Source organism: Lysinibacillus sp. FSL L8-0126 (assembly GCF_038630385.1).
GTDB lineage: Bacteria > Bacillota > Bacilli > Bacillales_A > Planococcaceae > Lysinibacillus > Lysinibacillus fusiformis_D.
In genome coordinates this window covers 3,199,726-3,225,129 of record NZ_CP152028.1, presented here as the reverse complement: position 1 = coordinate 3,225,129, position 25,404 = coordinate 3,199,726, and the positions used below count along the sequence as shown (strand labels likewise).

The following is a 25,404-nucleotide window of genomic DNA, read 5'->3' as shown; positions in this document are numbered from 1 at the left end:
TAACCTACCTCAAAAATCAGAAAATGTCAGTAAAAAATTAGACATTTTTCGACAGTTTCCAAAATAGATGTGCTAAACAGCGATGCCATCAAAAAAGACAGTTCGTGTGAACTGTCCGATTTGTACCGATTATCTTACGCTTCGACCGTGGAGTGAAACGGATGTTTGTTTTTCCCATCATGCAAATGCGAATGCAAGTGATAAGCTCTCGCTAAATCTGTTAATTCAATTTTTGATTTTTCATCTTCAATGGCAAACCTTGCAGCGTCTTTGATGAGTTTCATGATAGAATCCATCAAGCCACCTGTTGCATCATAAAATCGATCCACCATGTCCTCCCTAGCAAAACCACTCAACTCTTCAAAGGGAAGTTGTTGGTCGATATTATAAAGGAGTTTTGCAAACTCATTTCGTTGCATTTCATTATCACAGCTAAATGGTGAAAGGTTGTACACCATCGAAAATCGCCTTTTCAGTTGCGGATTACAATTCAGCACATCCTTTGATTCACTTAACCCAAATAAAACAACAGGCACTTTCGTCAAGTTAACAATCGATTTAAAGCAATCCGATACATCATAATTAATTTTTTTATTATGGGGATGAACAAAGTGCTGAAATTCATCCAACATAATCAGTTCCACTCCACAGTCCCTAATTAAATTGACCAATCTTCGATGTTTGTTGCCTTTGTTCCCGCTTGTTGGAAAAGGGTCACCGAGTTTTTCTAGTAACGCCTCTAAAAACGAAATGATGGTCGTAGGACTTGGAATTTCAGCATAAAGAATCACTTTTTTTGTTCGTGTTTCTTCATACACGATTTTATCGTGTTTTTTAATGTAGGCATCAAAAATCGTAGACTTCCCTGACCCCGAAAGACCTGTAATCAACAAGCATTGCGGGTCGTTAGAAGAGAGAATGGATTGATGACACCTTTCGATTAACTCCAATCCTTTTTTAAAGCGTGGATAAATAATCCGCATATTTTTAATTTTTTTATATTTTTCTTCCTTGCTCATCGATTGATATATCTCCCTACTCTGCATCCCAAACCTCCCATTCTTCATCCATATCTTCCCCTTCATAAAGATTGATGATTTTTTTATCCTTTTTTGGTTTTGTCATTTTCACTTCTGTGTCGTCAAATACTTTTGCTGATCCCGTTTCTTCAACTGTTTTTGGTTTTTTTTTATCTGATGTCCATTCCTGATTGGAGCTTACTGCTTTTATTCGTAGAATATTTTTGCGTTCTGTCAGGGTTTGTTTTTCTTCGATTTCTAGCATTTGTACGAGTGCATGTCGTGCAGCGGCTAATGCTGCTTTATCAATGCTTTTCTTTTCCTCGTTTAGTTTTTTCACGATTACATTATGGGTATATTCATTTAATCCATCCGCGTATGCTTGATCCGTACACAAAACTTCGATGTACGAATAATCGAATGGATCATAAACAAATATTTTGGATAAATCCGTTGGGTCATACTTAAATTCCACAGAGTTTTTATTGGCTTTACTGTCTATTTTGTGTCGGAGAAAAGCCAATTTGTCTGACTGATAGAAGAGATGTTTAAACCGAATGCCTGTTCTTTGAATACTTCCTTTTTCTAATTTCATCAAGGCAATTTTCCAATCAATACCAGAAGATGGTAAAGCAGGAGCTGGAATAACTTCGAATGATTTTTCCCATAAATGTAATGGCACTCCCTTGACCCCACTGTTAAAGTCAATGGCGTAATAATCCACAACCCATTTGTAAATATATTCTAGTAATTTTTCGAAGCCAATGATGGCATTCTTCTTTGGATTATACTCACCTTTATCTAACACATTTGAAAACGTCGTTCCTTTTGTCTGGTGCAGTAAACTTTGGTTAATGGTCCTGAAATAACGTTCCACTGCCCCTTTATACCAAGCACTTTTTACTGGACAGTGATACAACTCCATTTCTAATTGTAGACAAGCACTTTCTAAATGTTTGCTCAAAAATTCCTTTCCGTTGTCAACCACTAAAAGTTCAGGAAGACCGTGAGCAACCCAATTATTTTCTAATTTATATTTTCCCTTGAGATCTTTTTTAGAAAAAATGGCATGGTTTAATGCATGCATGACGGATGTATACGATGGTGGTTCAAATCCGATATAAAAACCTAAAGGATAACCTGTAAACACATCTAATACACTCGTAAGCCAAGGTCTCCCAATAGGCAGACGTGTTTTAGTGTCCACCACAAATAAGTCGAGAGGTGTATGATCCACTTCGGCACGCTGTAATGGATAAGTAGGCTTATCAAAAAGTTGTACCTGTCCATACTTTTGCCAGGCTGCTTTTTTTCCTTTTCTTGATTTTGTTATCTCGAATTCGTCTCTTTCTTTTATCCTTCTTAGGACAGTTGATTCAGATGGTAGTTGCAATTGATTCGAGGGCAATCGTGATTTGTTCTCTACATTGATTTGATGGCTAATTAATTCAAAAATAGTTTTAACTGTACGACGCTCTTTGGCAAGATAATATTTATCAATAAAGCGTTCAATAACCATTTCGACTTCTTTATTTAATCTTTTTCCTTTACCACGACGGTGATAACTAGACACTAATGAACGAATGTCATAATTCCCTGTTCGATAATCACTTAACCATCGGTAGATACTTGCTCTTGAAACTTTTTCTCCTTTTGCTTCAAATTCATTTACACGCATATCGATATAAGGACTTAAGAAATCCACTTCTAAATAAACGAGAGGTTTTATCACCTCATAACGAAATAATGCCTTTTTTTGTAATTCCTCAGGGAGCATAGAGAAATCATCAAAATCATATTTTTTAACGAAATCCCCTTTCGTGTTTTTTCCATATTCGCTAAACTCTAATTTGCTTTCCTGAAGAAGCTTCGATAACTGTTCGTATGAATAGTTTTTTTTAACTAAAGGAAATTCGATATCAAAGACTGAATAAACATTCTTTTCAATTTCTGCTTCGATTTCATATGCTCGATTATTTAGTAGAAATTTCGTGCCTGCTCCAATAGGAATTTTTCCCACATGAACACCTTCTGTTCTTCCATATTTTTAAAAAATCGGTAAATCCGATTTATTTTCCAACCTTTGGCCCTCGTGGCTAATCCACTAGACGAGAAATCTTGGATGTTTATCCAAGGCTTATAATTCTCACATGTTCCCCTGACCACTGCCTTTCATCTTGGTTTTCTGTTCCTAGTTTAGTCGGTACTATTCTGCTTTGCATGCTGTAAAATTCTCCAGTTTGAGATAGTTTAAAAAACGCAAAAGTCATAAATAAAAATATTTTTCATAACTCTTTTGTAAAAAAATATTTTATCGGTATTTATTTAGGTAATTTATAATTTACATTACAATTATATCTTTAACTAAATATGTAAATCATAAACAACGAAAACTTATTTTTTAAAAATGATTTAAAAAAGGACTTGGATTATTACTCCAAGTCCTTACGAATAGATAAAAAACTATTAACAATATGTAGATTATTTCGGAACGTTTCTTTGTTTTCGTTTGTACAATATTTTAATGCATTGAAAAACAATGCTTTCATTTCATTTATTAATAGATCATCATCAAGATTAATCTTTATATCTTGTGGCAATGGTTGATCTTTAGTTGAAATAATTAATAAATCTCTCCAAGTATTTGCAGCAGTCACTTTGCCCTCAAAAATGGCTTTTAAACCGCCATCTATTGAGAACTCATCCAAGGTTAATAAATATCCTTCTAAATATCGAATGGATATTTTATCTGTTTGTTTATTTATAAATTTTTCAACTTGTATTTTTAATTCTGATGGTTTTATATTCGTACCAAGTTTGTATTTTAGATTGTTTCTCAATTTATTTAAGAATTCCTCGTACTGTTCATCTTTCATTACTTTAATGGCTTGCCTAATGTTTTCAATATACAAATTTCCTCCCCCTTGTAATTTCTTATTCTTCTTGGATTCTACTTGTTGTTGTAAAATCCCTTTAAAATAAAAATAAACAGTTTTATTATGTGGAAATCGGATTGTCCGTTCGGGTAAGTATTGTAAATTAGATGTCGCCCTAACTTTTCTGTCTTTTATTCTAATAACAATTATTTCAAATTGCTATTATTTTTGCAATATGTTGCTTGTTCAAATGGATTGATTATGTAATATTTCTCAAAATTGGATTACAACCATAACATTTTCGTTCATCAAAATGATGTTTTCTATCTTTAATCACTAGAAGGTTTTTAGTGGCAAATAACCTAGCACTCTATGGTGAAATTCTTATAATTCGGGAGTGAAAACCATGTCAAAGGTGGTAAATTTCATTGGTTACAATCAAGTGCTAATCATCTGCATTTCCACTAATAATTAGCACTTTTTCTTTCCAAGTACATTTCAATCCATTCTTATACTTTCCCACCCGTTGCTAAATTCTCCCGCAAATATTTTTTCTTAAGTGTTGTTAATTTACGTTTTGTACAAGGCGAATGAACGGATTAATACTCGCAATGGTCTTTTCTGTTTTTTAAGTTTTCACCTTGCCTGTCAACCTTGCTCTGTACTCTTCAAACTCTTTTCTGTTGATGATTGTTTTTCTACATATTCCTGTTGAATAATTCTTTACCGCACCTCTGTATACAGCGTTATTAATAAGTGTTCCCGATACGTTGAATTCCTTCATAACTTCCTTGGTTGAAAGGTATCTTTCCTTAAACAAATCGATTTCTTTCGGGTCAAAACGGTAAGCAAAAACTTCGCTACTTTGTTTTTCTATGTTTGGATGACCCAATAACCCTGCTTTTACATATTTCATAACGGTACCTTCTGCACATCCTAGTTTCTGGGCTACCTGTTTCAAATTATAGCCTTTTGTATAAATACGTTTTTCATTTAATCGAAGGATTAAATCATTTACATCAAACCACAAATCACTAAATTTATAGGGAATGATTTGTGTATAGGCAATTAATCCGTTTTCTCTAATAAATGAAATTAATTGTGTCACGGACAATCCTGATGTAGCAAATTTAGCAAAGCACCGACTGAAAGGTATCATGTTTTCGGTATTGGTTGTTCTTTGAGGTTTTAGTGAATTTAGCAGTTGGTTAATTTGCTTTTTCGAAAATGATTTATCATTTTTTAAATAGGGGCTGTAATCTAACAAACCATTGTTTTTCAAGTCTGTTACTCGATCAATAGAAATACCCAAAAGTTCAGCTACTTCCCCTGCCCTTACACGGTCTGCTTTATCCTTAAAAAATGTATCAAGGAATTTTTTCGTTTTATCTTTATAAAAATAAATCGTGTTACCATTGTTAATGAAACAGTCTTTAAATGAATCGGATTGGATTAAAAATAGCAATTCTCTATCAAAAAGACCGAATTCTTCCTTTAATTGTTTACTGGTAAAGTAATGTTCCTGAATATAGTCCAATGCATATGAATCATAACTTTTAATGTTTTTCGGGACTTTCATTGGTTGAACAAAATGATCATGGCGATATTTCTGATAAGCATCATAAATAAACTGTAAATTCGAATGGGATTTGATGATGTTTTCAAAATTGCCTCGTTTTCTCCTTACTTTTCTAGTTGCCTCTTGTTCGAATACTTTTGTTAAAAACAACGGGAAACGCGTATCGAAATCTTTAAATAGCCAATATATATCGGTCAAGAAAAAAATCATCCCCTCTTGCGTAATTGGAATTCTGTTTGTGTGTTCTGATTTATAGATGGGGACATTCGTTTGGGTCAAACTCTTCAATCCATCAAACAATTGGGAAAAAGCAGTCAACACCAAAAAAATATCATTGATATCAAAAACATCTAAAAACTTCTCCCTCCAGCCACAAAATAAGTCGGAAAATTCCTTTTGAGATGACAAAATTAATGCATCAGTAACCGATTCTGCTTTTAATTTGGAAAGTGGCTGACCGCAACCATTGCACTTATTTTTATAAAGTGCATATATTCGGAATGTTTTTTTACAACGGTTGCATTCTTTTAATAAATAAATATGATGCTTCAAACAAACATAGATGTGGTTAAATCCCCACGTGAAATCTTGATAAATTTTTTCCTCCAAGCAAAGTGGGCAGCACTTTGATTGGGTTTTTAAAAATAAAAGATGTGCCTTATCAGCGTCGATATTTATGCTTTTATAAGATAATTGGTAAAGAGCCTCCTGTCCTGTGATAAAACTCAATTGTTTACAAGCATCTTCATTTATTTGATTTTGCACAAATGAATATTTAGTGAAGTCAGTGTTAAATATTCCAAACGGGACTTCATGGTAGTTACACTGAAAAAGTCTAAACAGATAACTGCTGAGTGTTTCTGATTCATCGATTGCAATTTTGTTTAAAAATGGTTTCATCCTCATATTCTCCTCCATTCATTGATTCTCGTATTTCCAGAAAAGAAGAAAAATATACCTATTAATTATTTGTATAATACTGAACAAATCTGGATAGAACAGTTAGAAAAGGCAAGTTTTACGGGAGATGTATATCGATGAATTACAAAAGTATGAATACGTGGCAAGAAATAAATCCTTCATTAGAATGCCATCCGAATAAAAACTTCATCCATTACTTAGCGAAGCAAACATGCTTAAATCCTCTGCTAATGTATAAAATCTTCCAGCAGGGAATTAAAACGGAAGAACAAGTGTGGACATTTTTATTTCCATCCGTTAATGATCTGCATGACCCCTTTCTACTAAACGATATGAAAAAATCGGTAGTTCGTATTATCCAAGCATTGAAACGGCAAGAGTGTATTGTAATTTTCGGTGATTACGATTTCGATGGTATCAGTTCATCCACACTTCTCTATACTTGTTTAAAGTATTTTGGTGCGGATGTGTCTATTCGTTTACCCATTAGGCATGAAGGATACGGTATCTCTGTCAAAGCAGTAGAAGAAATTTCGAGTAAAGGTGCAACACTTATCATTACCGTCGATAATGGCTCAAGCGCCCATGATGCGTTAAAAGTAGCAAAAGAAAAAGGCATTGAGGTGATTGTCACCGATCATCACGAGATTTTGGCCAAATCTCCCGATTGTTATGCTTTTATCAACCCCAAAAGAATAGATAATTTATACCCTTATCCGAATCTTTCTGGTGCAGGGGTTGCGTTTAAATTGGTGCAAGCATTATTTCAAGTCACAACTAAGTTATCTTGGGAAAAATATATGTGGGAGTTTATTGAGATGGCGGCATTGGGGACGATTGCAGATTTAATGCCATTGGATGGAGAAAATCGAGTCATCTGCTCTCTTGGCATTCATAAAATGAATAACAATCCTCATCCAACTTTGAAAAAACTAATCGACTTACTTCATATAATGCATATAGACAGTTCGAAAATTGCCTTTCAACTGGCACCTATTTTTAATGCTGTTGGACGAATTGATGATCCAAATCGAGCCGTTCAAGTATTGATAAATTCACATACGAATGAAAAAGAGTTAAAAGGCTTAATCTCTATTAATGGTAAGAGAAGATCTTTGTCATTCAACCAATATCAAGTAGCCGAAGAAAGAATTTTGCTAAATGGTTGGAATCGTGACCAGATTATTGTTGTAGATGGTGACTTTCATCATGGAATCATTGGAATTATTGCAGCAAAGATTGCAGAAAATTTCCAAAAGCCAGCCATCGTTATTTCTCAATCAGGAACAGGTTCCGCAAGAACGGTGCAAGGCACAAACTTCTCCATTATTAAACCAATTGAAAGTTGTTCGGAATTTCTCATAAGGTATGGCGGCCATGAAGGTGCAGCGGGATTAACCATTGAAGTAGACAAAATTGAATCGTTCAGAAGAGCGATCCAACTCATAGTCATGAGTGGACAGCCTTTAAAGCCAATCATCCAATATACCAATCAAATTGATATAAAGAAATTTCCGAAAGCGTTATTTGATGATTTAGACGCCTTAGAACCGTTTGGTATGGGAAATCCGAAACCTATGTTTTACTGCCCAATGACAAGCGACTTAAAATATGAATTATTTGGCAAACAAAAGGAACACGTCAAGTTTACCATTCATGAAAGAGAATTGCTTGCGTTTTCAAAAGGTCGATATATACAAAATCAATGGTCTTCACTTGAATTTTTATATACACCAAACTGTTGGAAGGAAAAGAACTTTCTCATTCATGATCTTCGTACTAAATAAAAGAAAACAAGACCCGCCATTAATTCTAGATTTAGGGTCTTGTTCATTTACTTCGTAGAATAAATTACCATTTTTATATATTTTTCAAAATATAAAGAAAGCACTTATAAATCAGAAAATTTTTAAATTTTTTTAACGTTTTTCATAATCTTATAAACGAATCCGATATTTGCAACAGCACTTCAGCAAAATCCCTAACATTCATCGAGATTTATTCCACCAACTATTAGAAAAACTTTGAGATAATACACCTATTTATATATCACTTACATATATTTGTAGGAAATACCCTCATTCACTATCCCATTTTAAAATGGATATTTTTACCATATTATAGTATTGGAAGTATAATTAAGAAAAAAGGAGTCGGTTTTTATGATTTATCACTGGGGCGAAATGACTAACGCGGAAAAAAATTTATTAATTGCTAGAGATGTACTAAAATTCAATTGCTTTGATACAAAGGAAGGCGTGAATTGGTACCGAAAACACTATGATTTGGGCCAATGGCGTTATTGCACAAGGCTATCAGATGCCATTGATTTATCTGAAAGGATATTAAAAGACTTTAGTATCAATTTTCAAATCCTGATATCTAAAGACAAATATGAATGTACTCTAGTTAGACTCAATAAAGACAACACTCCATTATTTAAAATAGAAGGTTCTACTTTGCCAGAAGTTATTTGCTTAGCAGTTCTTTATTTAAAAGACATTGAAATCAATTAGAAAGACAGACGTGAATAGCCACGTCTGTTTTTTTAAACTTTCATTTCAAAATCACCGTAACCAGTGAAATGAACATGTGAAAAATTAACACCAAAACTTTTCATCTTATGCGAGATGAGTCTTTCCAACTTTTCATCGCAAGTGGTAAAAAATAATTGATCTACGAATTGATTTCCAGATTGATGTTCTGGTGCCAACTCTGCGCGTAACAAATCTATAAAAGATAGGATATTAAGGTCGTCCATGGTTTGAATAGGATCGTCCATAAAGTAACATTTAAAAGGACTCTCCTTTTGACCTAAAGCAACAGAGATAAAAATTGCAAGAGCAACAACAGATAATTGTCCAGCACTTAGTATATTAGTCGCAAATATTTCTTCATCTTCATTCGTATTCGCCCACAACCCAGCAATTTTATTAGTTCTGCCTTCAATTAATAAATTAATATCTTTGATGTTTGTGTGTCTATTAATTCTTCTATAAATTTTTTGCAAAGGTTCCTTTATTTCATCAACCTTTTCCTTATCCCATTGAACTCTTAGGCGTTTTAATTCTCTTGAGATTCTTTTGAATTCATCAAGTTCCTTCTGCCTTCTTGTGTATATTCTTTTACTTTCGTTAAGCAATTCTTTTTGTTCCTTCATTTCAGAAGAAAAATTTTGGATTTCTTTATCACTCTCCACCAACTGGATAAGTTTATTCAAGTTAATAATTTTATCCACTAATAAATCTAGTTTGATATCTTTAATATCAATAGAATTAGTTGTATTTTCTAGTATTTTTTGATAATAATCAATAAATTGTGTTAACCCATTGATTTTATCTTCAGCATTAAATGCTTTAAATTCTAGTATGTTTACTTGCTGTTCCTGGTTATGATGACTACTGATTGCCAAAAGAACACCTTGTTCAGTTACTAGTTGCTCCAAAATACTTGTTTCTAGTGTTGCAAGAACTATCTCTTCTTCCAATTGATTCTTGAATTCTTCTTGCTTTTTTTCTAGAAAAGATTGATCGAGTTGATTAATATCCATTGAGAAAGAAGCACAGCCTAAGATATATGGTTGAAGACTGGTGAAATTATTGATCGCTTTTGTCAATTCAAGCAAAGTGTTTCCAATTTTGCCGAATAAATAATCATAAAATGTCTTATACATCTCTTTTATATCCAAATCACAATCATCAAATTTTTTCTGAAGCTCTGCTCTTTTTTCATCAACTACACCCAAAACGTCCCGCGCTACCATTGCAAGTTCCAATTCTTTGTTAGAGAAGTTTTCTTCACTACCGCATAACGGACATGCTTTGTGTTCATTTTCTCGATGTATTTGAAATCCTTCAGTATGGTCAATTAACATTCGCAATGCATTAAGTGCCTTATCTGGTGTCTTGAATCCTTCTAATTGATTTGATAATGACTCATGGGACAGAAGCAGCGATTCAACCTTTTCAAAGGATGCTAAATGAACATCGTCTTTATCAATAATTTCTTGACTAAACTCCTTTAACTTTAAGGCTCCTTCTTTAGTTGGCTTCTGAAATTTCATTATATTTATTTTAATTGACTCCAATATTTCTTTTTCACTTTTTATGGCTTCAAGATTTTTTCCCTGGATGCTTTGTATATCTTCTTCTTTAAGTTTATACGGTTGATAAACTCGTTGCATAAAACTGTTGTATTTTTTTTCCTTTTCTAATATTTCTTTATAGGATTTGGACTCGTGATAAACTGAACTATATTCTTTAAGAAAGCTTAAGTTCTTCAGTTTATTATTTTGGTCTTTAAATTGGACTAACTTTTTATCAATATCTTCTCCAATTTCGTGTAATGACATGGATGGTATTATTTCATCATCAAAAACCTTATCCTTTGGATAATCATTGATTATTTCAGCAATATCATCTCTTGTCTCTTTTTCTTTGAGTAATTCACCTAACTTAGTTTCTAACTTTTCATAAGAATCCGTTAATCTAATATAGCTTGGTTTATAGTCTGAATTAATTTTGTTCTCTAATTTAGTTATAATACCTTCATTTGCTTCAACACCATCCAAATTCCCAATAGCAACTTGTATATCTTTCGTTCCTCCTAAAAAAGAAGAAAACATTGCGTATATATCTGTCCTGTTCTTTTCGTAGATTGTAATATTCTTCTCATAAGAACATGTAAATCGCTCATAAAAATCATTTGCAATAGGTTTTCCGATTATAGAATCAATTGTATTTTTTTGTTTAATTAAACGGCCATTAACTTTAAAATTGCTATTTTCGGGATAGAAAGCTTTACTTTCATCTGTCTGGTCAAATAAACGCTCTAATTCTAACTGCTCATTATTAAATGATACGTTTATCTTCACCCATACTTCCATATCACTGGGATTATTTCTTATTAACGACTTTAGCAATTTGTTATTACTATCTCTTCTCGTACCAAAGTCTTCTTTCAATCTATGAACTGTTCCTGTAAAGCACCACTCAATTGCATCCATCAGAGACGTTTTACCGTACCCATTGGGTCCACCTAACAATATTAACCCTCGATAATCCTGTTTATCTTTAAAAAAATCAAACTTCTGATTCGAATAACCTCTAAAGTTTTTTATTTCTACATCTTTAATTAAAAAATTACTATTCACTTTGATTATCATCCTCTATTACTAAATTATTAAGTATTTCTTCTAAATTTATTTCATCTGCTTCTCTCAATAATTCTTGAAATATGGCCTCATCAACAACTTTTTTTATCCTGTCATTTAATAAATCTACTTTTTCTTTAGAAAGGTTGTGGTTTAAATTTATAGGGAAAGATGGAAGAATCGCTAACTCTTGTTCAAAGTCTGCATTAGCAGTATTTAATATTATTTTTCTACATGTGTATTTACTTCTTTCGAAGCTTAATAAATTTGTTATCTCTTTTGTTTTATCTGCTGCATTAAGTGGGCAAAGAAGCAATAAGTTGATGTTATACTTTATTGAATCTTTGTTTGATAAAAATTGAATAAAAGCAAGGATATCATTTTCCATTTTGTTGATATCTTCAACAGTAAAGTAATTGAGCTTCTCTTCGATGATATAAATTTCTTTTTCGTTGTTATCAACAAAAACTCTATCAAAAGGGAGAATATTTCTACTAATTTCTTCTTTCTCTCCTTGTGCATTTCTAATTGACCATGTGCGTAGATACTCTTTTTCTTTAAAATTATGATCTTTTAGAAATTGACTTACTATGTCTATTTTCAAGTCTATCTCATTCCTCTCTGTGGCAACCATGAATAAATATCTCGGTGATCTTAGAATTAGAGTAGTTTCCGAGCGATAAACATCTTAGGCATTGCATGTGAAAGTGATCCTCCGCAGGATCACAAAAGTAAGGAAGAAGTTCTTCCTCTCCTTCTATTGGAACATCTGAATAATCATGATCATATTTCATACTTTGAGAAGCATTAAAAAAGCCATCATCATGTTTAACGTACCAAACGTCAGGCCTTAACTTTTCGTTCTTCAATCGTGGAAGAATATGCCTTAATGAAGAGAACACATCGTATGAAAAATCGCCAGTAATAACACCTATCCCTCTTTGCTCACCTGGATAATCAAATAACCAACCATGCTCATTAATTTTAAACCAGTCATTTAAATCAAATGCCTCTCCTCCAGAATCCAAATAGTGAAATATGATTTTGGAAAGTTTAGATAATAGTTGCGAAATCGCATCACTCGCTTCAGTAAAAGCGATATATTCTTCTAAAGTATTGGCTTCAAACTTCCTCATTTCCTTTGGACTTGTAGAAAGTAAAAAAGATTTTCGGTACTCGTTGATTTTAAATTTTTCTTCAATAAAGCGAGCAATTTCTATATATATATCTTTATATTGCTCGTAAACATCCCTACCAGATCGATTCAATTCAACACTAAGAATATTTGAATCAATTATTCCCTTTACATAGTCTGATATTTTTAGAGCATAGAAGTTTTCTAACTGCTCCACCTCACCGTTAAAATAAACATCTAAATCTCTCAAAGATAATTCGTTTCCTATTTTTCCTTCTTTTATTAACTTACTTACTGATGCTGCATATAAGAATTCTTCACTATTATGTTTATATAGGCTTTGATATCGTTCTTTAAGTTTGCTTTTTAGACTTTCGGTAACATCCTCATGACTCTCAGTTTTAACAAATTTTGCAATAGTTGCAAAGGCTTCTCTATTATCTTTACTGTCTAACCCAGTTTCATAAATTTTATCTAAAACGTCATCGTTACGTTGAACTGGTATCCCTGTCTTTCGTTCACTCTCCTCATCGGCTTCTTTTTGCTTCTTTTTTTTATTCTCAGATGTTATGAATGCAGAGTCTAAGATAGGTTTCATGTTCCCTTTTTCTTTGGAGCGATCATAATGAAAAATTCTCGCCACATATTCTGTGTCAACAATGTTTCGTTCTAGAAAATTCAAGTAATTGTAATAAAGAAACATCACCGCATCATAATATGTTGCTGGGCCTGCATAGTTTGCATGGTGTTTAATTTGTGCAACCCTAATAAAATTATTTCCGTCTTTTTCATAGTATTTAACATAATCCTCGATTTTCTCAATCATGTAACTTGATTGGCAATCAACATCTTCAAACGCATCGTTCCCAGATCCATCATCAAGAATATGGAGTAAAGTTAACTCGAATTGATAAAAATATCCGTTTATTGAAGGAAATGCATCTCTATTTTTATTATCGTTATGAATTTGTTCTACTGTTTGTCTTACAGTGGTGGTCATCCCATTACCCTCACAGTTCTTTTTTCCTAATTTTACCCCATTAAGTAAAATGATACAATTTTTACTTCTCTGAAATCTTGATTATCCAACGAAAATAAAGAACAATCTGCAAATTTTACTTACGTTATTAGTGGTATGTATCAAAAATTATCCAACGAAACAGGAAAAATCGAACTTTTCGGAAAGTAAAAAGAGCATAGAAAACTGACTATTCACTCCGAACTGTTTGAAAGAAAAAATTTCTTAATCCATGACCTTCGTACCGTATAAATGAAAACAAGACCCCGAGTTGCATATTAGAATCGGGGTCTTGTTTATTAATATAAAAAATCTTCCATGTTATTTACTAATTGCTCTGTAAATAGAGAAAGCATATTCCAGTCTGTTGAATAAACTCCTTTTTTTGGGGCTTGGCTGTTTTAATTTCTCAATTTTTCATCCAACCAAAAGCCCCATAGAATGAGAAGATGCCTACATCGGTAGTTCAAAGTCTTTTAAATAACCAAGCACTTTATATAGACCATCAGCTAAATAGCCCTTATTATGTGAACTTTTTACCTCAACGATTGTGTATTTCTTTCGATGGTCTTTATTAATTCATTCAAGCATAATATCAGGTCTACGATGATGAATGCTTAAATGAGAATCTTTCATCAATTCTTTGTATTTACTATGAATCACAAAAAGTTTTTGGAACTTTTGATATATTTGTAACTTTAATAAAAAAATAAATAATGGTAAAATTTGTAGCAGAGGGGGCATGAACATGACAGAAGTATTTTTAGAAACTTTACTCAATCAGACTGAACATGAAGGGTTGGACTTCAAAAAAGGTTTATATGTAAAACAATACTATGAAGAATTACTTAAAGATGTATTAGCAATGGCTAATGCAAAAATTAAAGGTTCAAGATATATTGTATTTGGTGTGAAAGAAAATGCACTGCAAATTAAAGAAATTTTTGAGCTTAGCGATCCAGTTGATGCAGCTACTTACCAGGAGATTGTATTAGAAAATATTGAACCACAATTAATCTGCAATCTAACGTATATAACCTATCAAGAAAAACGACTGGCTATACTTGAAATCACTGAGCCTAAAGAGCAACCTTATTTAATGAAGAAAAAATATGGCTCTCTTCATAAAGGCTTTTGTTATGTAAGAAAAGGTAGTAAAAATGAACATGCGACAAGAACGGATTTCGATTATTATTATAAACAAGGGCAATTTGAAATACATATTCTTGATAAATATTTGGCCGCTGTTGATTCAGAAAGTGGGCATGCTAGTTTGGAATGCTCGTTTAGAAACTGTACAGAATTTCCGATTTCTATTCGTTCTGCCTTTTTAGAAGTTTGGGACAATAAACAAATAAAAACTAATCATCGTTTATATGGTTTCGACAAAAATCATATAGGTGCAGATTTCCGCCTCTCTATTCCTGCAAAGACCGAGATTACGGATTACTTTGCCTTTGGTTTTACTTCAAACGATTGTTTAATTCTTGAGATGAACGAATATGGTTATACTAATATCCCTTTAAATTTTAAACTATATGTTTATGATACTCTTGATAACGAGTATTATGTTGAAGTTGAAAATTGTAAAGTGATGGCAAAAGGAAAATTCCTTTGGAAAATAAATTCGAAAAAATAACTACTGTTAAGAAGAAAGTCCAAAAAATTATTAAAGATGAGACGATTCTAATTTAGAATATCTAGAGCATTTTGTTGAGCTTAACGGGGCGGAGCTGAATCAGCTCCTTTTAAAGCCTATCCCACCATTCCAAGTAAAATCACCTTTAAACATTCCAATCACAATTACTCCACTTCACATACATTTAACCCTATTATAAAACAACAAATAATTTTTAACATAAATCCCTTATATTTTATTGATTTTTATCCTAGCATACGGTCCTTAAAATAGGCTCTTCAACTTATTCAAGGAAAGCGCCCGATTGTTGAAGAAGCAAAGATTCAAAAAAAGATCACTCTTATATTCGTTTATCGCTATTAGCACATTCTGATGTGGCAGTACTCGCTTATTCACTCTGCCTGACCAACACCTAGGTAATACAAAACTAAAGGCAAGATAATTAGTAAAACAACTGTTACAACAAAAGGAAGAATTGCAATTTTTTTAATATATTTAAGTTTAATTTCAGATATTTTTTCTCTTTTCTCTCTCTCTGCTCTTATTTCTTGCATCTGACTTTCGAACTGTTTTTGATTTTCCTTTTGTTTCTGTTCGTTTCTGATGCAAGCATCATTAAACACATGATCTTCCCTTAGTTCATTAAGGGGGATTTCTCTTATCACTTTCACTTCACTAGCGAAATATGTATATTCATCATCACCTTTCCAAGGCTCTGACAATATTTCAATTTCTAAATATTTCATTGCATATGGGTATTCATAGTATTTAAGAGTCTCTGAAGCCTCGACACAATAACTACATCCATGCTCTGATTTGAATACCTCTCCTATTTTCAATATGCTTTCTCTGTTATACTTGAGGCAATAGTCTTCTCCAAGTTTTGATACAGCTTTAACGCCCAAGTCGCCCTTACTTATTTTCCTGTCTAAAGTATTAAAAGCAGCTATCTCTCTTTGAATACCTGTTTCTGCATAACGCTCGCTTGGGGTATTATTTTCGTAGTACTGACTGTTGTTTTCATATATAGAAAAATCTATACGAGTTCTATTCTTAAACTGATCAATAGTAGCATCTATTGGTTCGCCACATACTAAATTATATGTATGAGCGTATCGATATCCATTAGCTGAAAAAGTGCAATCAATAATTTGGTTTTCACTGTCAGATAATCCAAACTTAACATTTATAATGTGATGAATAAGACTGGATACAGTTACACACGCTTCAAAATATATGTTTTCGCCACAGGTGTTCTCATTATAATAGATTTGCCTTGTCCAAATATCACCTTCCTCTAGTTTCTTTTTAAATACAATTTTATATGCCTTTCTTGCTGTATCTATAATGTACTTTTTTTGTTCTAGAGTTAACTTTTCCATGTTATATCCTCCCAGGTTCTTACAACCCTCATTTTGACCACATTTAAACCCTTCCTTTGCTTTTAGCAAGCAATTTTTTTCGAGCGAAATAATACATCAAGTACAATCTATCTCTTAATACCTATTAGCTTTAAATCTGCGTTTCAAGTAATATCTGTGTAGTAAATCATCTAAAAATAACTTACAATTTCGATACTGCCTTTAAAGATTGTCATTGCATTCTCCAATCAAATTAATTTATTTATAGATAATAATGATATTGCTTCAGTTAGAGGATATAGATTTATTACTCCCCTATTTTCCTGTACATCTATTTACCTTCGTTGAGAAGATATAATTGTCATGTTTTTTTTAAATAATATTCCTTTATATCGATAGAAATAACCTAAAGAAAATGGGAAATGCAGGCTAGTATAGCCCTAATAGGTTAGTTGAATTATGGATTTTGAATGATACAATTATTCTTTTATTGTTGAGAATACAAACACCGAGAAAACAAAAAACATATTGAAAGAATTACCGATGAACATTCATCATCTTCCAATATGTCATTTTCAAAAGTTTTATATCAAGCATGACTCTATATATCCTGGCATGGTGTAATCATACGTTTGAATTGCTGGCATGGCAGTAAGATAATGTCCAACAAATAAAGCCAAGCTAAAAGGGGTATTTAGAAATAAATATATCTCTTTTACTCCTTTGCTTTTTAGATCCTCTGCAACCTCTTTGACCTTTGATGCATATGCAACTGCCTGTGCCGCAGTTTCTATGGAGGTCTGACTTGGTCCATTCTCAGGTAAGACGTTAACTAACATGCAGTAATCTTTATTTTCTACATTTAATGATACTTTTACTTCTGCATGAATATCCTTGCAAACACTTAAAATTAATATTGCTCTATTATTTTGTTGTGCATTCCCAGGATGATATTCAGCATATGGTTCATAGGTCTTATCCAATTTTTCAGTAGACCATAGTTCTCCATAATGATCGAATTCTAAAATAATTCCTTTTGTTTTAGAAAAGTGTGAACCAATAGCAATACCTGCTGTAAGAGGCAATCTACCATGCACTCTTATCCTGTTGGTTTTTTTCGACCAATTTTCTTCCCAAGTGTTCATAGCGTATGTTAATTCATGGTTTAACTGTGTTTCCCATATTTCTTTTGTGGGGATGAGACGCGGTTTATACTTAAAGAGTGGCGTCCAATCTAAGGTAACCCCTTCTCCATCACCTTTTTGTTTGTCATAACCCTGTATGCTAAGCATCATCGAATGCTTGCTTTCTTTCACTTGGTTTAATAAAAAGTCTTTAATATGTTTATAGATTGTATCCCCTTCATCTATTTTGCAAACCCCTTTATGATCTACATCAACAGTATATTTAATAGCATCATCCAGATGAAGTGGGGAGGAGGACTGCTCTTTGACAACACCATCCTGGGCACCGTACATCAACAGTTGAGGGATGGAATGCACCATGTTTTTAGGGACAATTTTGGAACCACCTCGAAACGTATACGTTGTCCAATCTTCTTCTAGTTCTTTAAGATGGTCACTGTTTTTTCGTAGTGATCTAATTTGTTTATTAAAACTACTAAAAAAACCAGCCAATGGTGCTCCCTTAAAAGGGACGCATAAAAAAACAGCGCCTTTAATTTGTTTTAGATTTATTTCTTCATTCGCTTTAAAACGATCAATGATGTATTGTTGAATAACCAATCCACCCATGCTATGTCCTACAAACACAATCTCTCTACCAGAAAATTCCGCCTTTATATCTGAATAAAGAATTTTTGCTATTTGTTTAAAATCATATTGTCCAGGTGTGAACCCTGTTTTATATCCAAAGGTATACACATCAAAACCGTCTATATCTTGGTCTGAACCAATTAGTTCAGGAAGGCTTTTTGTAAACCTATCCCGTTTCCACGTATCCATCGGGTCACCATTAAGTCCATGAATGAAAATAATAACGGTATTTTTCTTCGAATCGGATATTTTATAAAGTTTAGCTGACTTTACCCCAAGTCATTACCCCCTTTTTGACTCTGTTCGACAAATGGAGCAGATGGCTTAATAGATTGAATAACTTGTTCAATAATATCGAATGTTACTGGTTTATCAGGGTAGGCATATAATATAGATAGGGGTATGACTCTAGTCAATAAATCCGAATAAGTAAATCCATAGCGATATATCTCATTCTCACCTGTAATCTGAGCAAGTATAGCTAATTCCCTTGATGTTAATGCAATATCATCAAAATATTTTTTAAAAACTTCGTATCTTTGTTCTAGATTAGGGCGAGAAAAAGTATGAACAAGTGCCGCTCTCCTCTTAATAGCAGGATCAATTGCTCCAAGTCTATTTGTACAAAAAACTACTAAAATAGGAATATCTGAGCTACGAATATGATCAATTCCCTGTATTAATGCATTGACACCAGCTCTATCTTCGTGATGCATTTGGTTTTCTTCTCTTGATTGAGCAAGACTATCCGCTTCATCTAATAACACAATTACTGGTTTTTTGGTAGTTGCAGCTATTTTACTTGCATCCTGAAATGATTTTGTTATTAGCTTACTCATTTCCCCCACTACGCCATTTCCTCGGGATTTCATGCTCATGCGCGCTAAGACGATTTCTTGATTTGTAAAGCGTGCAAGTTCGCTACCAAATGTCATTGCAAATTCAGTTTTCCCCGTACCTACATCTCCTTCAAATATAAAAAAAGGATACCGATCACTAAATGCTTCTAAAGCTTTTATCATTTTGTTGTGGTGCTTATTACTCCATTTTTGAAGCATTTCAGGTGCCATGATAGTGGCACCCTCTTTTTGAATAAGGCTTTTCAAATCATCTAAGCCAACTAATCTATTGTATCTATCTTGAAATTCTTCATTAGGGAAATGTATAATTTCTTCAAAAGTTGTAGACGAAAAATCCTTCATAGTAGCGTTTCCCTCGTTTCTTTTTTTCACACTTATTGCTAAAGGCTCGTTTGCATATCCGAATGCTGCATATGTCTTCAAATATTTAACGATATTTGAAGAAGAGGGACTTATTTCGTAATCCCCTAATTCTATAATGGCTTGTTCAATTAACTGTTCTGCGTTAGAAAAAGCATCGCCGCTTTGTGTTTCAGCATTTTCCATTATTGAATCGAAGTCATAGTCAAGCTTTTGGACCAAACGTTTTTTTTCATCAAATAAATTGATTTGCATATTTTACCCACCTAAAATTGATCGTTGAACACCTAGAGAACCACTCGAATATTGTTTATCATTAGTTCGCATTAGACCGCTCGCGTATGTAGTCTGCTCAGCATCTCCCCAACTTAAAATGAGTGTCCCCTTGTATTTTATTTGTTCTTCTTTCGATAACTCGTACCATTTGGGAGTCATTTCAATCACTATATAAGTAGATGAATCGGATAAATCAATTCCTCTAAATCGTCCTACATTATCATCAGATGTTATCGTACCATCATCTTTCATCTCATATTCAATTTGGTAAAAACAGATGTTATTTCTTTTGAATTGAATTTTTATCACTTTGGCATATCCGTCATTTAACCATTGGTAAAAGTCACTTTTCCAACTATTTAAACGTTCAGCTGTAAATATTCCAGGAAACCTAGCTGCAAGGTATGTTAAATCAGCTATAATTTTATCGTTAACATATCTTGTGTTGGCATATGTATACGATTTTGTACTAGATTGCGTATATGAACTTGACATGGACAAAACCCCTTATAATGAAAATGACGTTCCAAAAATCTGTTTCAAAGAGGCTTCAGCAACATTTTTTGTAGAAGCTTGCATAGCAAGAGAAAGATAACCCAACGCTTCATCTGCCTCATCTAAGATCCGCTCGAGTTTTATATAATCCAAACTATTTCCAAGGTTATTTTCAGGGTTTACTGGATCAAAAATATTAACTCCCCCTTCTACTAGGATTACCTCAGACTTTTTGTAATTATCTTCAAAAATAATTGGATCTTTCAATTCCGTATTAACGATGTACCGAAAAAACTGTTGCAAGGCTGTAACAATATCGTCTGAAATTCCTTCTGTATCGGCAATATGTGCCCATATCATTTCAATTAAAAATGATTTCATTTTAAAATCATTTTTATTTCTCCACCACTTTGTAACTCGCACCATTGTTGCATAGTTTGGGTTACTTGCTTTTCTTGACTGAATAAATGACAAATGCAGAGGAATAGAAGTTAGGACTCTTTCGCCTGTATCTTGAGCAATTAAATGACCCATATCATTTGGCTCTCCAGTAGGAATTACTGGAACTACATCTACATCTAGTCCAGAACCTTTAAAGGAAACCTTCAGACAATGTTTTCCTGGACTGAATTGATCTTCTGTCATGTTATGACGTTTGTATACTTTCACCAAGCCATCTTTCATATAAGATAGCACTTGCTCTTCTGTATAATTTGCAACCTTATCAGGCTTCACATAAACAGCAACATCCATATCATTAAGGGTACTGATGGCAGTTCCCTTCCTAACAGAACCTGAATGGAGCATTTTTACTAATCCGAAATCAGGATTTTCTTTGATGTAGTCAGTTAAATTATCTCTTAAGTTATTCACTTGTTTTCTGTATTTTTTTACTTTTTCTGAGTCAACGTTTACTTTTTTCTCAATAAAATTTTTTAAATCCTGATTGGTAAATAACACGTGCTATCTCTTCCTTTCCAGTCTAAAAAACAAGAACATTAGTTTCAGTAATAGTATTATATATAAATGGTCGAAAAAGGTCAAACTTTTAGAAAATAAAGTCAAGTGTTCATAGATTCTTCCTTTCTACTTGAGTTTTTCAACAATCAAAAAGGGGAAAACACGTTCTTACGATTATTATATTACACTATATATAGATAAGTCAAAAAAACCAAACACAAAATATAGTATTTCTTTGATAATAACAAAAACATCAAATAACTACTATATTGTTATTTCATTCTATATTGATGCTTAAATTTATTTTTTAATACGTATGAGAAAATTAAATTTTATATAGGGAGTTGGGTATTCTTTCAAATAATAAATGATTAGTGAAAAAATCGGCGATTTTAACAAGATAAACATATTCAGTCTCCGTTAAGGGAAAACAATGTGCAACCTTATTTCTGAGGGGATATAAGGATTCTAGATAGGAGAAAAATTCTTCAGGAAGTTCCTGAAATACATCGTAAGTGCGCAGGTAAATTCTACTGTACTCATGAAATGAAAGACTGTTGAATGGTTTACTAGGTGGACGTTTAAGCACTTTTCTCGGGGCTATGTGAAACCAATGAACACCATACTCCTTTTCCATTTTATGTTCAATATAAGCACGTATGGCATTCTCAATTTTATACAGACAGCCGTATGCTTCTTTCATTTTAGAACACCCCATATCCATATAAAAAATCACTCCTCGACCAAATAAAATTTAAATAATCTTATATAATTAGGAAGGTACTGTAAAATGGCCTATTTCAAGCCTAGTAACGGGGTATCCTATCACAAGGAATTTGACGAAAAGTACATGCTATCTCAACAACTTTGAATATGGTCGTTTCCCTATCTCAACTTCTGTGACATCAATTTTACTCATTTTTCATCAAAATCTTGGTGTCTCACTTATATGAAATTCGGGTCTATCGTATCAAGGGTTGAAAGACACATCTGTCCCAAATTCAATGAAGTTGTCTCAACAATTTTGACGGAATCTCAAACATCGTGACGGATTACATCCATTAAACGATACAGGCAACGAATGGTATCTTTTGCATGAATGGTTGAGACAACTAAGTGTCCTGTTAAGGCAGCTTGGATAGCAATTTTTGCTGTCTCTTTATCTCGAATTTCACCAATCATGATAACATCAGGAGAGTGACGTAAAATGGCTTTTAGTCCCATAGCATATGTAACGCCCGCTCGCTCGTTCACTTGAATTTGAAGTAAATTTGCTTGGCTATTTTCTACAGGATCTTCTAAAGAAATCACATGCCGATTTAACTCTGTGGAACAATAGTGGATTAAGGAATAGAGTGATGTAGATTTGCCAGAGCCTGTTGCGCCTGTAAAAAACAGAAGACCTTGACGATGTTGCACAAGCTCCATTAAATTGTGTGCTGCACTTTTGGAATAGCTTAATGACGTTAGTGGGAATGTATGATTTTGGAGAAGTAAACGGATAATCAGGCTTTCTTTTAAAAAGACGGAAGGCAGTGTGGATACTCGAAAGGCGTATGGATTGTGTTCCATTGCTTTTTGAAAGGAGCCGCTTTGAGGTTTTCGTCGTTCACTAATATCTAATGCCGCAAGAAATTTATAGTAGGAAATCATTCTTTCTGCAAGTTCATTTGGGAGCTCACCAGCTTGGAGTAGCTTATCATATTTTCGAAAATAAACCTGATATCTTTTATTACCTGGAACCAGTAATAAATCGGATGCACCAAAATGATAGGCCTTTAGTAAAAGTTGCTCACATTTTTGTTCGACAACTGTTTCAAAATTCTGCATATATGCACCTCACTTCTAGTTCATTCGAATATGACCGCTCTATTCGTTATTTCCTAGTATAAAGAGGAAAATGCCACGAGAAAAGCCCTTTTCTGAAAATAAAAATTTGTTGTACATTTTCCTGTCAATCATGTTTTTTGCTATAAAAATGTGGATAAAGTGCAGTTTCCCACTAAAAAAGAAGATAAATGCATGAAAAAATTAATATTTATGCCGAAATGAACTGTACCTTTTTCAATAATACAATATAATAGAATGAACATGATTATTTTCCTAACACTTGGTAGGCGAACATAATTTTTTAAAAAAATTTAAAGAGGTGAAGCGCATGATCCATCCATTGAAAATTACTAGTACATTAGCCGATGAAACAAGGTACTCTATTTATGAGTACATATTGCAAGAGAAAAAAACAGTCACAGTACAACATATTGCTGATCAATTCGGCATCCATCCAAACGTTGCTCGGCTTCATTTAACAAAGCTTTCAGAAATCAATATTATTTCTGCGGACTATGTCAAAACAGGCAAAGGTGGTAGACCTGGACGTGTTTATAAAGCTTCAGAGAAAGGCGTATCTCTAACATTTCCAAGACGCGATGAAGATCGTTTATTAAAATGGACGATCCAATTAATTGAAGACATTGGACCATCTGCCTTAACGAAGTGCCAAGAAATTAGCTACCAAGACGGATACCAGCAAATGAAAAATTATATCAGCGCTGAATTAACATTAAATAATTCTCTATCCTTCGATGAAAAGCTTCAGCTGTTAACGGACAATGCCGCTTTAATTGGCTATATTCCACAAATTCAACAAACCGAACATGGCAAAAAAGTGACCTTCTCCATCTTCAATTGTCCTTTCCAGGAGCAACTTACTTCGCATTCTGATATTGTTTGTTCATTACATGAATCCTATTTAAAAGGTCAATTAGATGCATTGTTTACGAACAATGAATTTGTGCAAATTGAAAGTATGATACATAATTGCGATTTATGTAAATATGAAATAAACGTGACAGAAATCGAAAGCTAGATTAAAAATCCATTTGTTTGTCACAAAGACGGAGAAGTTCCAGTTTACAGACACCTTTCATATCATTTATAATGAGTAAGAGATTATTGTGTCGTGGGCAAAAGGAGGGGAAATCTTCATGGATAATATGTATAAAGTTATGGCATTCTGGACAGGTATTTTTGCCGTTATGTTCTACCTTGGTGGTATGAACGAGGTATCGCTATTATTCTTAGGTAATACAGGTTTATTCTTATTATTAGGCTTCTTAAACCTTTCAGAACGTATGTACATGTACATTTTCGGAGCATATTTAACTGTATTCTTCGCTGGCTTCACGTACTATACAACATTCATTCACGTACCTGGTGGCGGTCATTAATACAAAAAAAATCGCGTATCTCACAACTGCTGAGATACGCTTTTTTATGCGCTTTGGTTATTCCTTTTTAAAATCCATTTAAGAAAGGATTTGTCTCCATTTCTGCGCCTACTGTTGTATAATTTCCGTGTCCAGGATAAATAATAGTATCCTCGGGTAGTGTCAACAATTTGTGATGAATGGATGCTAATAATACTTTTGTTGAGCCACCTACTAAATCTGTACGTCCCACACCTTGTTCAAATAACGTATCTCCAACAATGGCAAAACCATCTTTTTCAAAAACATAAGAAATACTACCAGGTGAGTGTCCTGGGGTAAAAACAGCTTGGAAAGCAAAATTACTGATCTCAAATAGCTGTTCTTCTTTAATAATTGTGTCTTGCGCTGGTGCTACTACCCTATAATCTGGTAATGCAGCATATTTACTAGAGCCATTCTTCGTTGGATCTCCTAGCCAGCTAACTTCCTTTTCATGAATCCATACAGGAATATCAAACACTTCGCGTACAGCATCTACAGCCCCTATATGATCAAAATGGGCATGTGTTAAAAAGATAGCAAGTGGTTTTAAGCCATTGCTACGAATTGTTTTAATAAGACGCTCTGCTTCCTCACCTGGATCAAATATAATACATTCTTTTTCTTTATTCGATACGATATAGCAATTCGTTTGAACAGGTCCAAGAGAATAACTTCGTACGTTCATCATAGTGATCACCTCAACTTTCTATTATACAGGCTTTGC

At 33.3% G+C, this 25,404-nt stretch carries 18 protein-coding genes and 1 pseudogene; 5 read left to right on the top strand and 14 right to left on the bottom strand.

Going from position 1 to position 25,404, the window contains the following annotated elements:
• Nucleotides 1–134 precede the first annotated feature (134 nt).
• The 4 genes from MHI34_RS15720 to MHI34_RS15705 form a co-directional block, all read right to left on the bottom strand.
• Nucleotides 135–1,046 carry a TniB family NTP-binding protein gene (locus MHI34_RS15720; RefSeq protein ID WP_342503630.1) on the bottom strand — a complete coding sequence of 304 codons (912 nt, stop codon included), beginning with the start codon at nt 1,044–1,046 and terminating at the stop codon, nt 135–137.
• Nucleotides 1,036–3,039 carry a Mu transposase C-terminal domain-containing protein gene (locus MHI34_RS15715; protein ID WP_342503629.1) on the bottom strand — a complete coding sequence of 668 codons (2,004 nt, stop codon included), beginning with the start codon at nt 3,037–3,039 and terminating at the stop codon, nt 1,036–1,038. Before MHI34_RS15715 ends, MHI34_RS15720 begins: the two co-directional genes overlap by 11 nt.
• Nucleotides 3,040–3,451: 412 nt before the next feature.
• Entirely contained in the window at nt 3,452–3,931 is a 480-nt protein-coding gene (locus MHI34_RS15710; protein WP_342503628.1) for a hypothetical protein, read from the bottom strand.
• Between the two features lie 592 nt (nt 3,932–4,523).
• Entirely contained in the window at nt 4,524–6,374 is a 1,851-nt protein-coding gene (locus MHI34_RS15705; protein WP_342503627.1) for a TniQ family protein, read from the bottom strand.
• Between the two features lie 137 nt (nt 6,375–6,511).
• Here MHI34_RS15705 and recJ point away from each other — a divergent pair, with 137 nt between their 5' ends.
• Both recJ and MHI34_RS15695 read left to right on the top strand, forming a co-directional pair.
• Complete coding sequence (gene recJ / locus MHI34_RS15700; RefSeq protein WP_342503626.1) at nt 6,512–8,182, top strand: single-stranded-DNA-specific exonuclease RecJ; 1,671 nt, start codon at nt 6,512–6,514, stop codon at nt 8,180–8,182.
• Between the two features lie 375 nt (nt 8,183–8,557).
• A complete protein-coding gene (locus MHI34_RS15695) occupies nt 8,558–8,911 on the top strand; it encodes a hypothetical protein (RefSeq protein WP_342503625.1) in 354 nt (117 codons plus the stop codon).
• Between the two features lie 32 nt (nt 8,912–8,943).
• On the opposite strand, the gene MHI34_RS15690 is transcribed toward MHI34_RS15695, so the two are convergent.
• The 3 genes from MHI34_RS15690 to MHI34_RS15680 are packed head-to-tail and all read right to left on the bottom strand — an operon-like array spanning nt 8,944 to nt 13,682.
• Nucleotides 8,944–11,547, bottom strand: coding sequence for a hypothetical protein (locus MHI34_RS15690; protein WP_342503624.1), 2,604 nt, complete (start codon nt 11,545–11,547; stop codon nt 8,944–8,946).
• The gene (locus MHI34_RS15685; RefSeq protein ID WP_342503623.1) at nt 11,540–12,151 is read right to left on the bottom strand and encodes a hypothetical protein; all 612 of its coding nucleotides are present in this window, start codon (nt 12,149–12,151) and stop codon (nt 11,540–11,542) included. Before MHI34_RS15685 ends, MHI34_RS15690 begins: the two co-directional genes overlap by 8 nt.
• 7 nt (nt 12,152–12,158) lie before the next feature.
• The gene (locus MHI34_RS15680; RefSeq protein WP_342503622.1) at nt 12,159–13,682 is read right to left on the bottom strand and encodes a hypothetical protein; all 1,524 of its coding nucleotides are present in this window, start codon (nt 13,680–13,682) and stop codon (nt 12,159–12,161) included.
• A gap of 766 nt (nt 13,683–14,448) precedes the next feature.
• Between MHI34_RS15680 and MHI34_RS15675 the strand changes: the two genes are divergently transcribed.
• Nucleotides 14,449–15,339, top strand: a complete 891-nt coding sequence (locus MHI34_RS15675) for an ATP-binding protein (RefSeq protein WP_342503621.1) — start codon at nt 14,449–14,451, stop codon at nt 15,337–15,339.
• A gap of 392 nt (nt 15,340–15,731) precedes the next feature.
• Here the strand turns inward: MHI34_RS15675 and MHI34_RS15670 are convergent, their stop codons facing one another.
• The 6 genes and pseudogenes from MHI34_RS15670 to comGA all read right to left on the bottom strand — a co-directional run.
• Nucleotides 15,732–16,721, bottom strand: a complete 990-nt coding sequence (locus MHI34_RS15670; protein WP_342503620.1) for a hypothetical protein — start codon at nt 16,719–16,721, stop codon at nt 15,732–15,734.
• A gap of 563 nt (nt 16,722–17,284) precedes the next feature.
• Nucleotides 17,285–18,724 carry an alpha/beta fold hydrolase gene (locus MHI34_RS15665; RefSeq protein ID WP_342504474.1) on the bottom strand — a complete coding sequence of 480 codons (1,440 nt, stop codon included), beginning with the start codon at nt 18,722–18,724 and terminating at the stop codon, nt 17,285–17,287.
• Nucleotides 18,725–18,744: 20 nt separating this feature from the next.
• Nucleotides 18,745–19,950 (bottom strand): AAA family ATPase, encoded by a 1,206-nt coding sequence (locus MHI34_RS15660; protein ID WP_342503619.1) that lies wholly within the window; start codon nt 19,948–19,950, stop codon nt 18,745–18,747.
• Between the two features lie 3 nt (nt 19,951–19,953).
• A complete protein-coding gene (locus tag MHI34_RS15655) occupies nt 19,954–20,466 on the bottom strand; it encodes a hypothetical protein (RefSeq protein WP_342503618.1) in 513 nt (170 codons plus the stop codon).
• Between the two features lie 12 nt (nt 20,467–20,478).
• The gene (locus MHI34_RS15650) at nt 20,479–21,426 is read right to left on the bottom strand and encodes a CBASS oligonucleotide cyclase (RefSeq protein ID WP_342503617.1); all 948 of its coding nucleotides are present in this window, start codon (nt 21,424–21,426) and stop codon (nt 20,479–20,481) included.
• 1,059 nt (nt 21,427–22,485) lie between these two features.
• A pseudogene (gene comGA, locus MHI34_RS15645) lies at nt 22,486–23,256 on the bottom strand (competence type IV pilus ATPase ComGA); the annotation flags it as partial.
• A gap of 328 nt (nt 23,257–23,584) precedes the next feature.
• On the opposite strand from comGA, the gene MHI34_RS15640 reads away from it, so the two are divergent.
• Nucleotides 23,585–24,295 (top strand): helix-turn-helix domain-containing protein, encoded by a 711-nt coding sequence (locus MHI34_RS15640; protein ID WP_036120229.1) that lies wholly within the window; start codon nt 23,585–23,587, stop codon nt 24,293–24,295.
• A gap of 118 nt (nt 24,296–24,413) precedes the next feature.
• Entirely contained in the window at nt 24,414–24,656 is a 243-nt protein-coding gene (locus tag MHI34_RS15635; protein ID WP_004231035.1) for a DUF2626 family protein, read from the top strand.
• Nucleotides 24,657–24,723: 67 nt separating this feature from the next.
• Here MHI34_RS15635 and MHI34_RS15630 read toward each other — a convergent pair whose 3' ends face one another.
• On the bottom strand, nt 24,724–25,368 hold the full coding sequence (locus MHI34_RS15630; RefSeq protein WP_342503616.1) for an MBL fold metallo-hydrolase: 645 nt from the start codon (nt 25,366–25,368) through the stop codon (nt 24,724–24,726).
• Nucleotides 25,369–25,404 lie beyond the last annotated feature (36 nt).

What these genes read in the sequence shown, in the direction of transcription:
- MHI34_RS15630 (WP_342503616.1), bottom strand. Translation starts at nt 25,368, where the DNA reads ATGATGAACGTACGAAGTTATTCTCTTGGACCTGTTCAAACGAATTGC.
- MHI34_RS15695 (WP_342503625.1), top strand. Translation starts at nt 8,558, where the DNA reads ATGATTTATCACTGGGGCGAAATGACTAACGCGGAAAAAAATTTATTA.
- MHI34_RS15720 (WP_342503630.1), bottom strand. Translation starts at nt 1,046, where the DNA reads ATGCAGAGTAGGGAGATATATCAATCGATGAGCAAGGAAGAAAAATAT.
- recJ (WP_342503626.1), top strand. Translation starts at nt 6,512, where the DNA reads ATGAATTACAAAAGTATGAATACGTGGCAAGAAATAAATCCTTCATTA.
- MHI34_RS15660 (WP_342503619.1), bottom strand. Translation starts at nt 19,950, where the DNA reads ATGCAAATCAATTTATTTGATGAAAAAAAACGTTTGGTCCAAAAGCTT.
- MHI34_RS15705 (WP_342503627.1), bottom strand. Translation starts at nt 6,374, where the DNA reads ATGAAACCATTTTTAAACAAAATTGCAATCGATGAATCAGAAACACTC.
- MHI34_RS15640 (WP_036120229.1), top strand. Translation starts at nt 23,585, where the DNA reads ATGATCCATCCATTGAAAATTACTAGTACATTAGCCGATGAAACAAGG.
- MHI34_RS15675 (WP_342503621.1), top strand. Translation starts at nt 14,449, where the DNA reads ATGACAGAAGTATTTTTAGAAACTTTACTCAATCAGACTGAACATGAA.
- MHI34_RS15655 (WP_342503618.1), bottom strand. Translation starts at nt 20,466, where the DNA reads ATGTCAAGTTCATATACGCAATCTAGTACAAAATCGTATACATATGCC.
- MHI34_RS15635 (WP_004231035.1), top strand. Translation starts at nt 24,414, where the DNA reads ATGGATAATATGTATAAAGTTATGGCATTCTGGACAGGTATTTTTGCC.
- MHI34_RS15680 (WP_342503622.1), bottom strand. Translation starts at nt 13,682, where the DNA reads ATGACCACCACTGTAAGACAAACAGTAGAACAAATTCATAACGATAAT.
- MHI34_RS15670 (WP_342503620.1), bottom strand. Translation starts at nt 16,721, where the DNA reads ATGGAAAAGTTAACTCTAGAACAAAAAAAGTACATTATAGATACAGCA.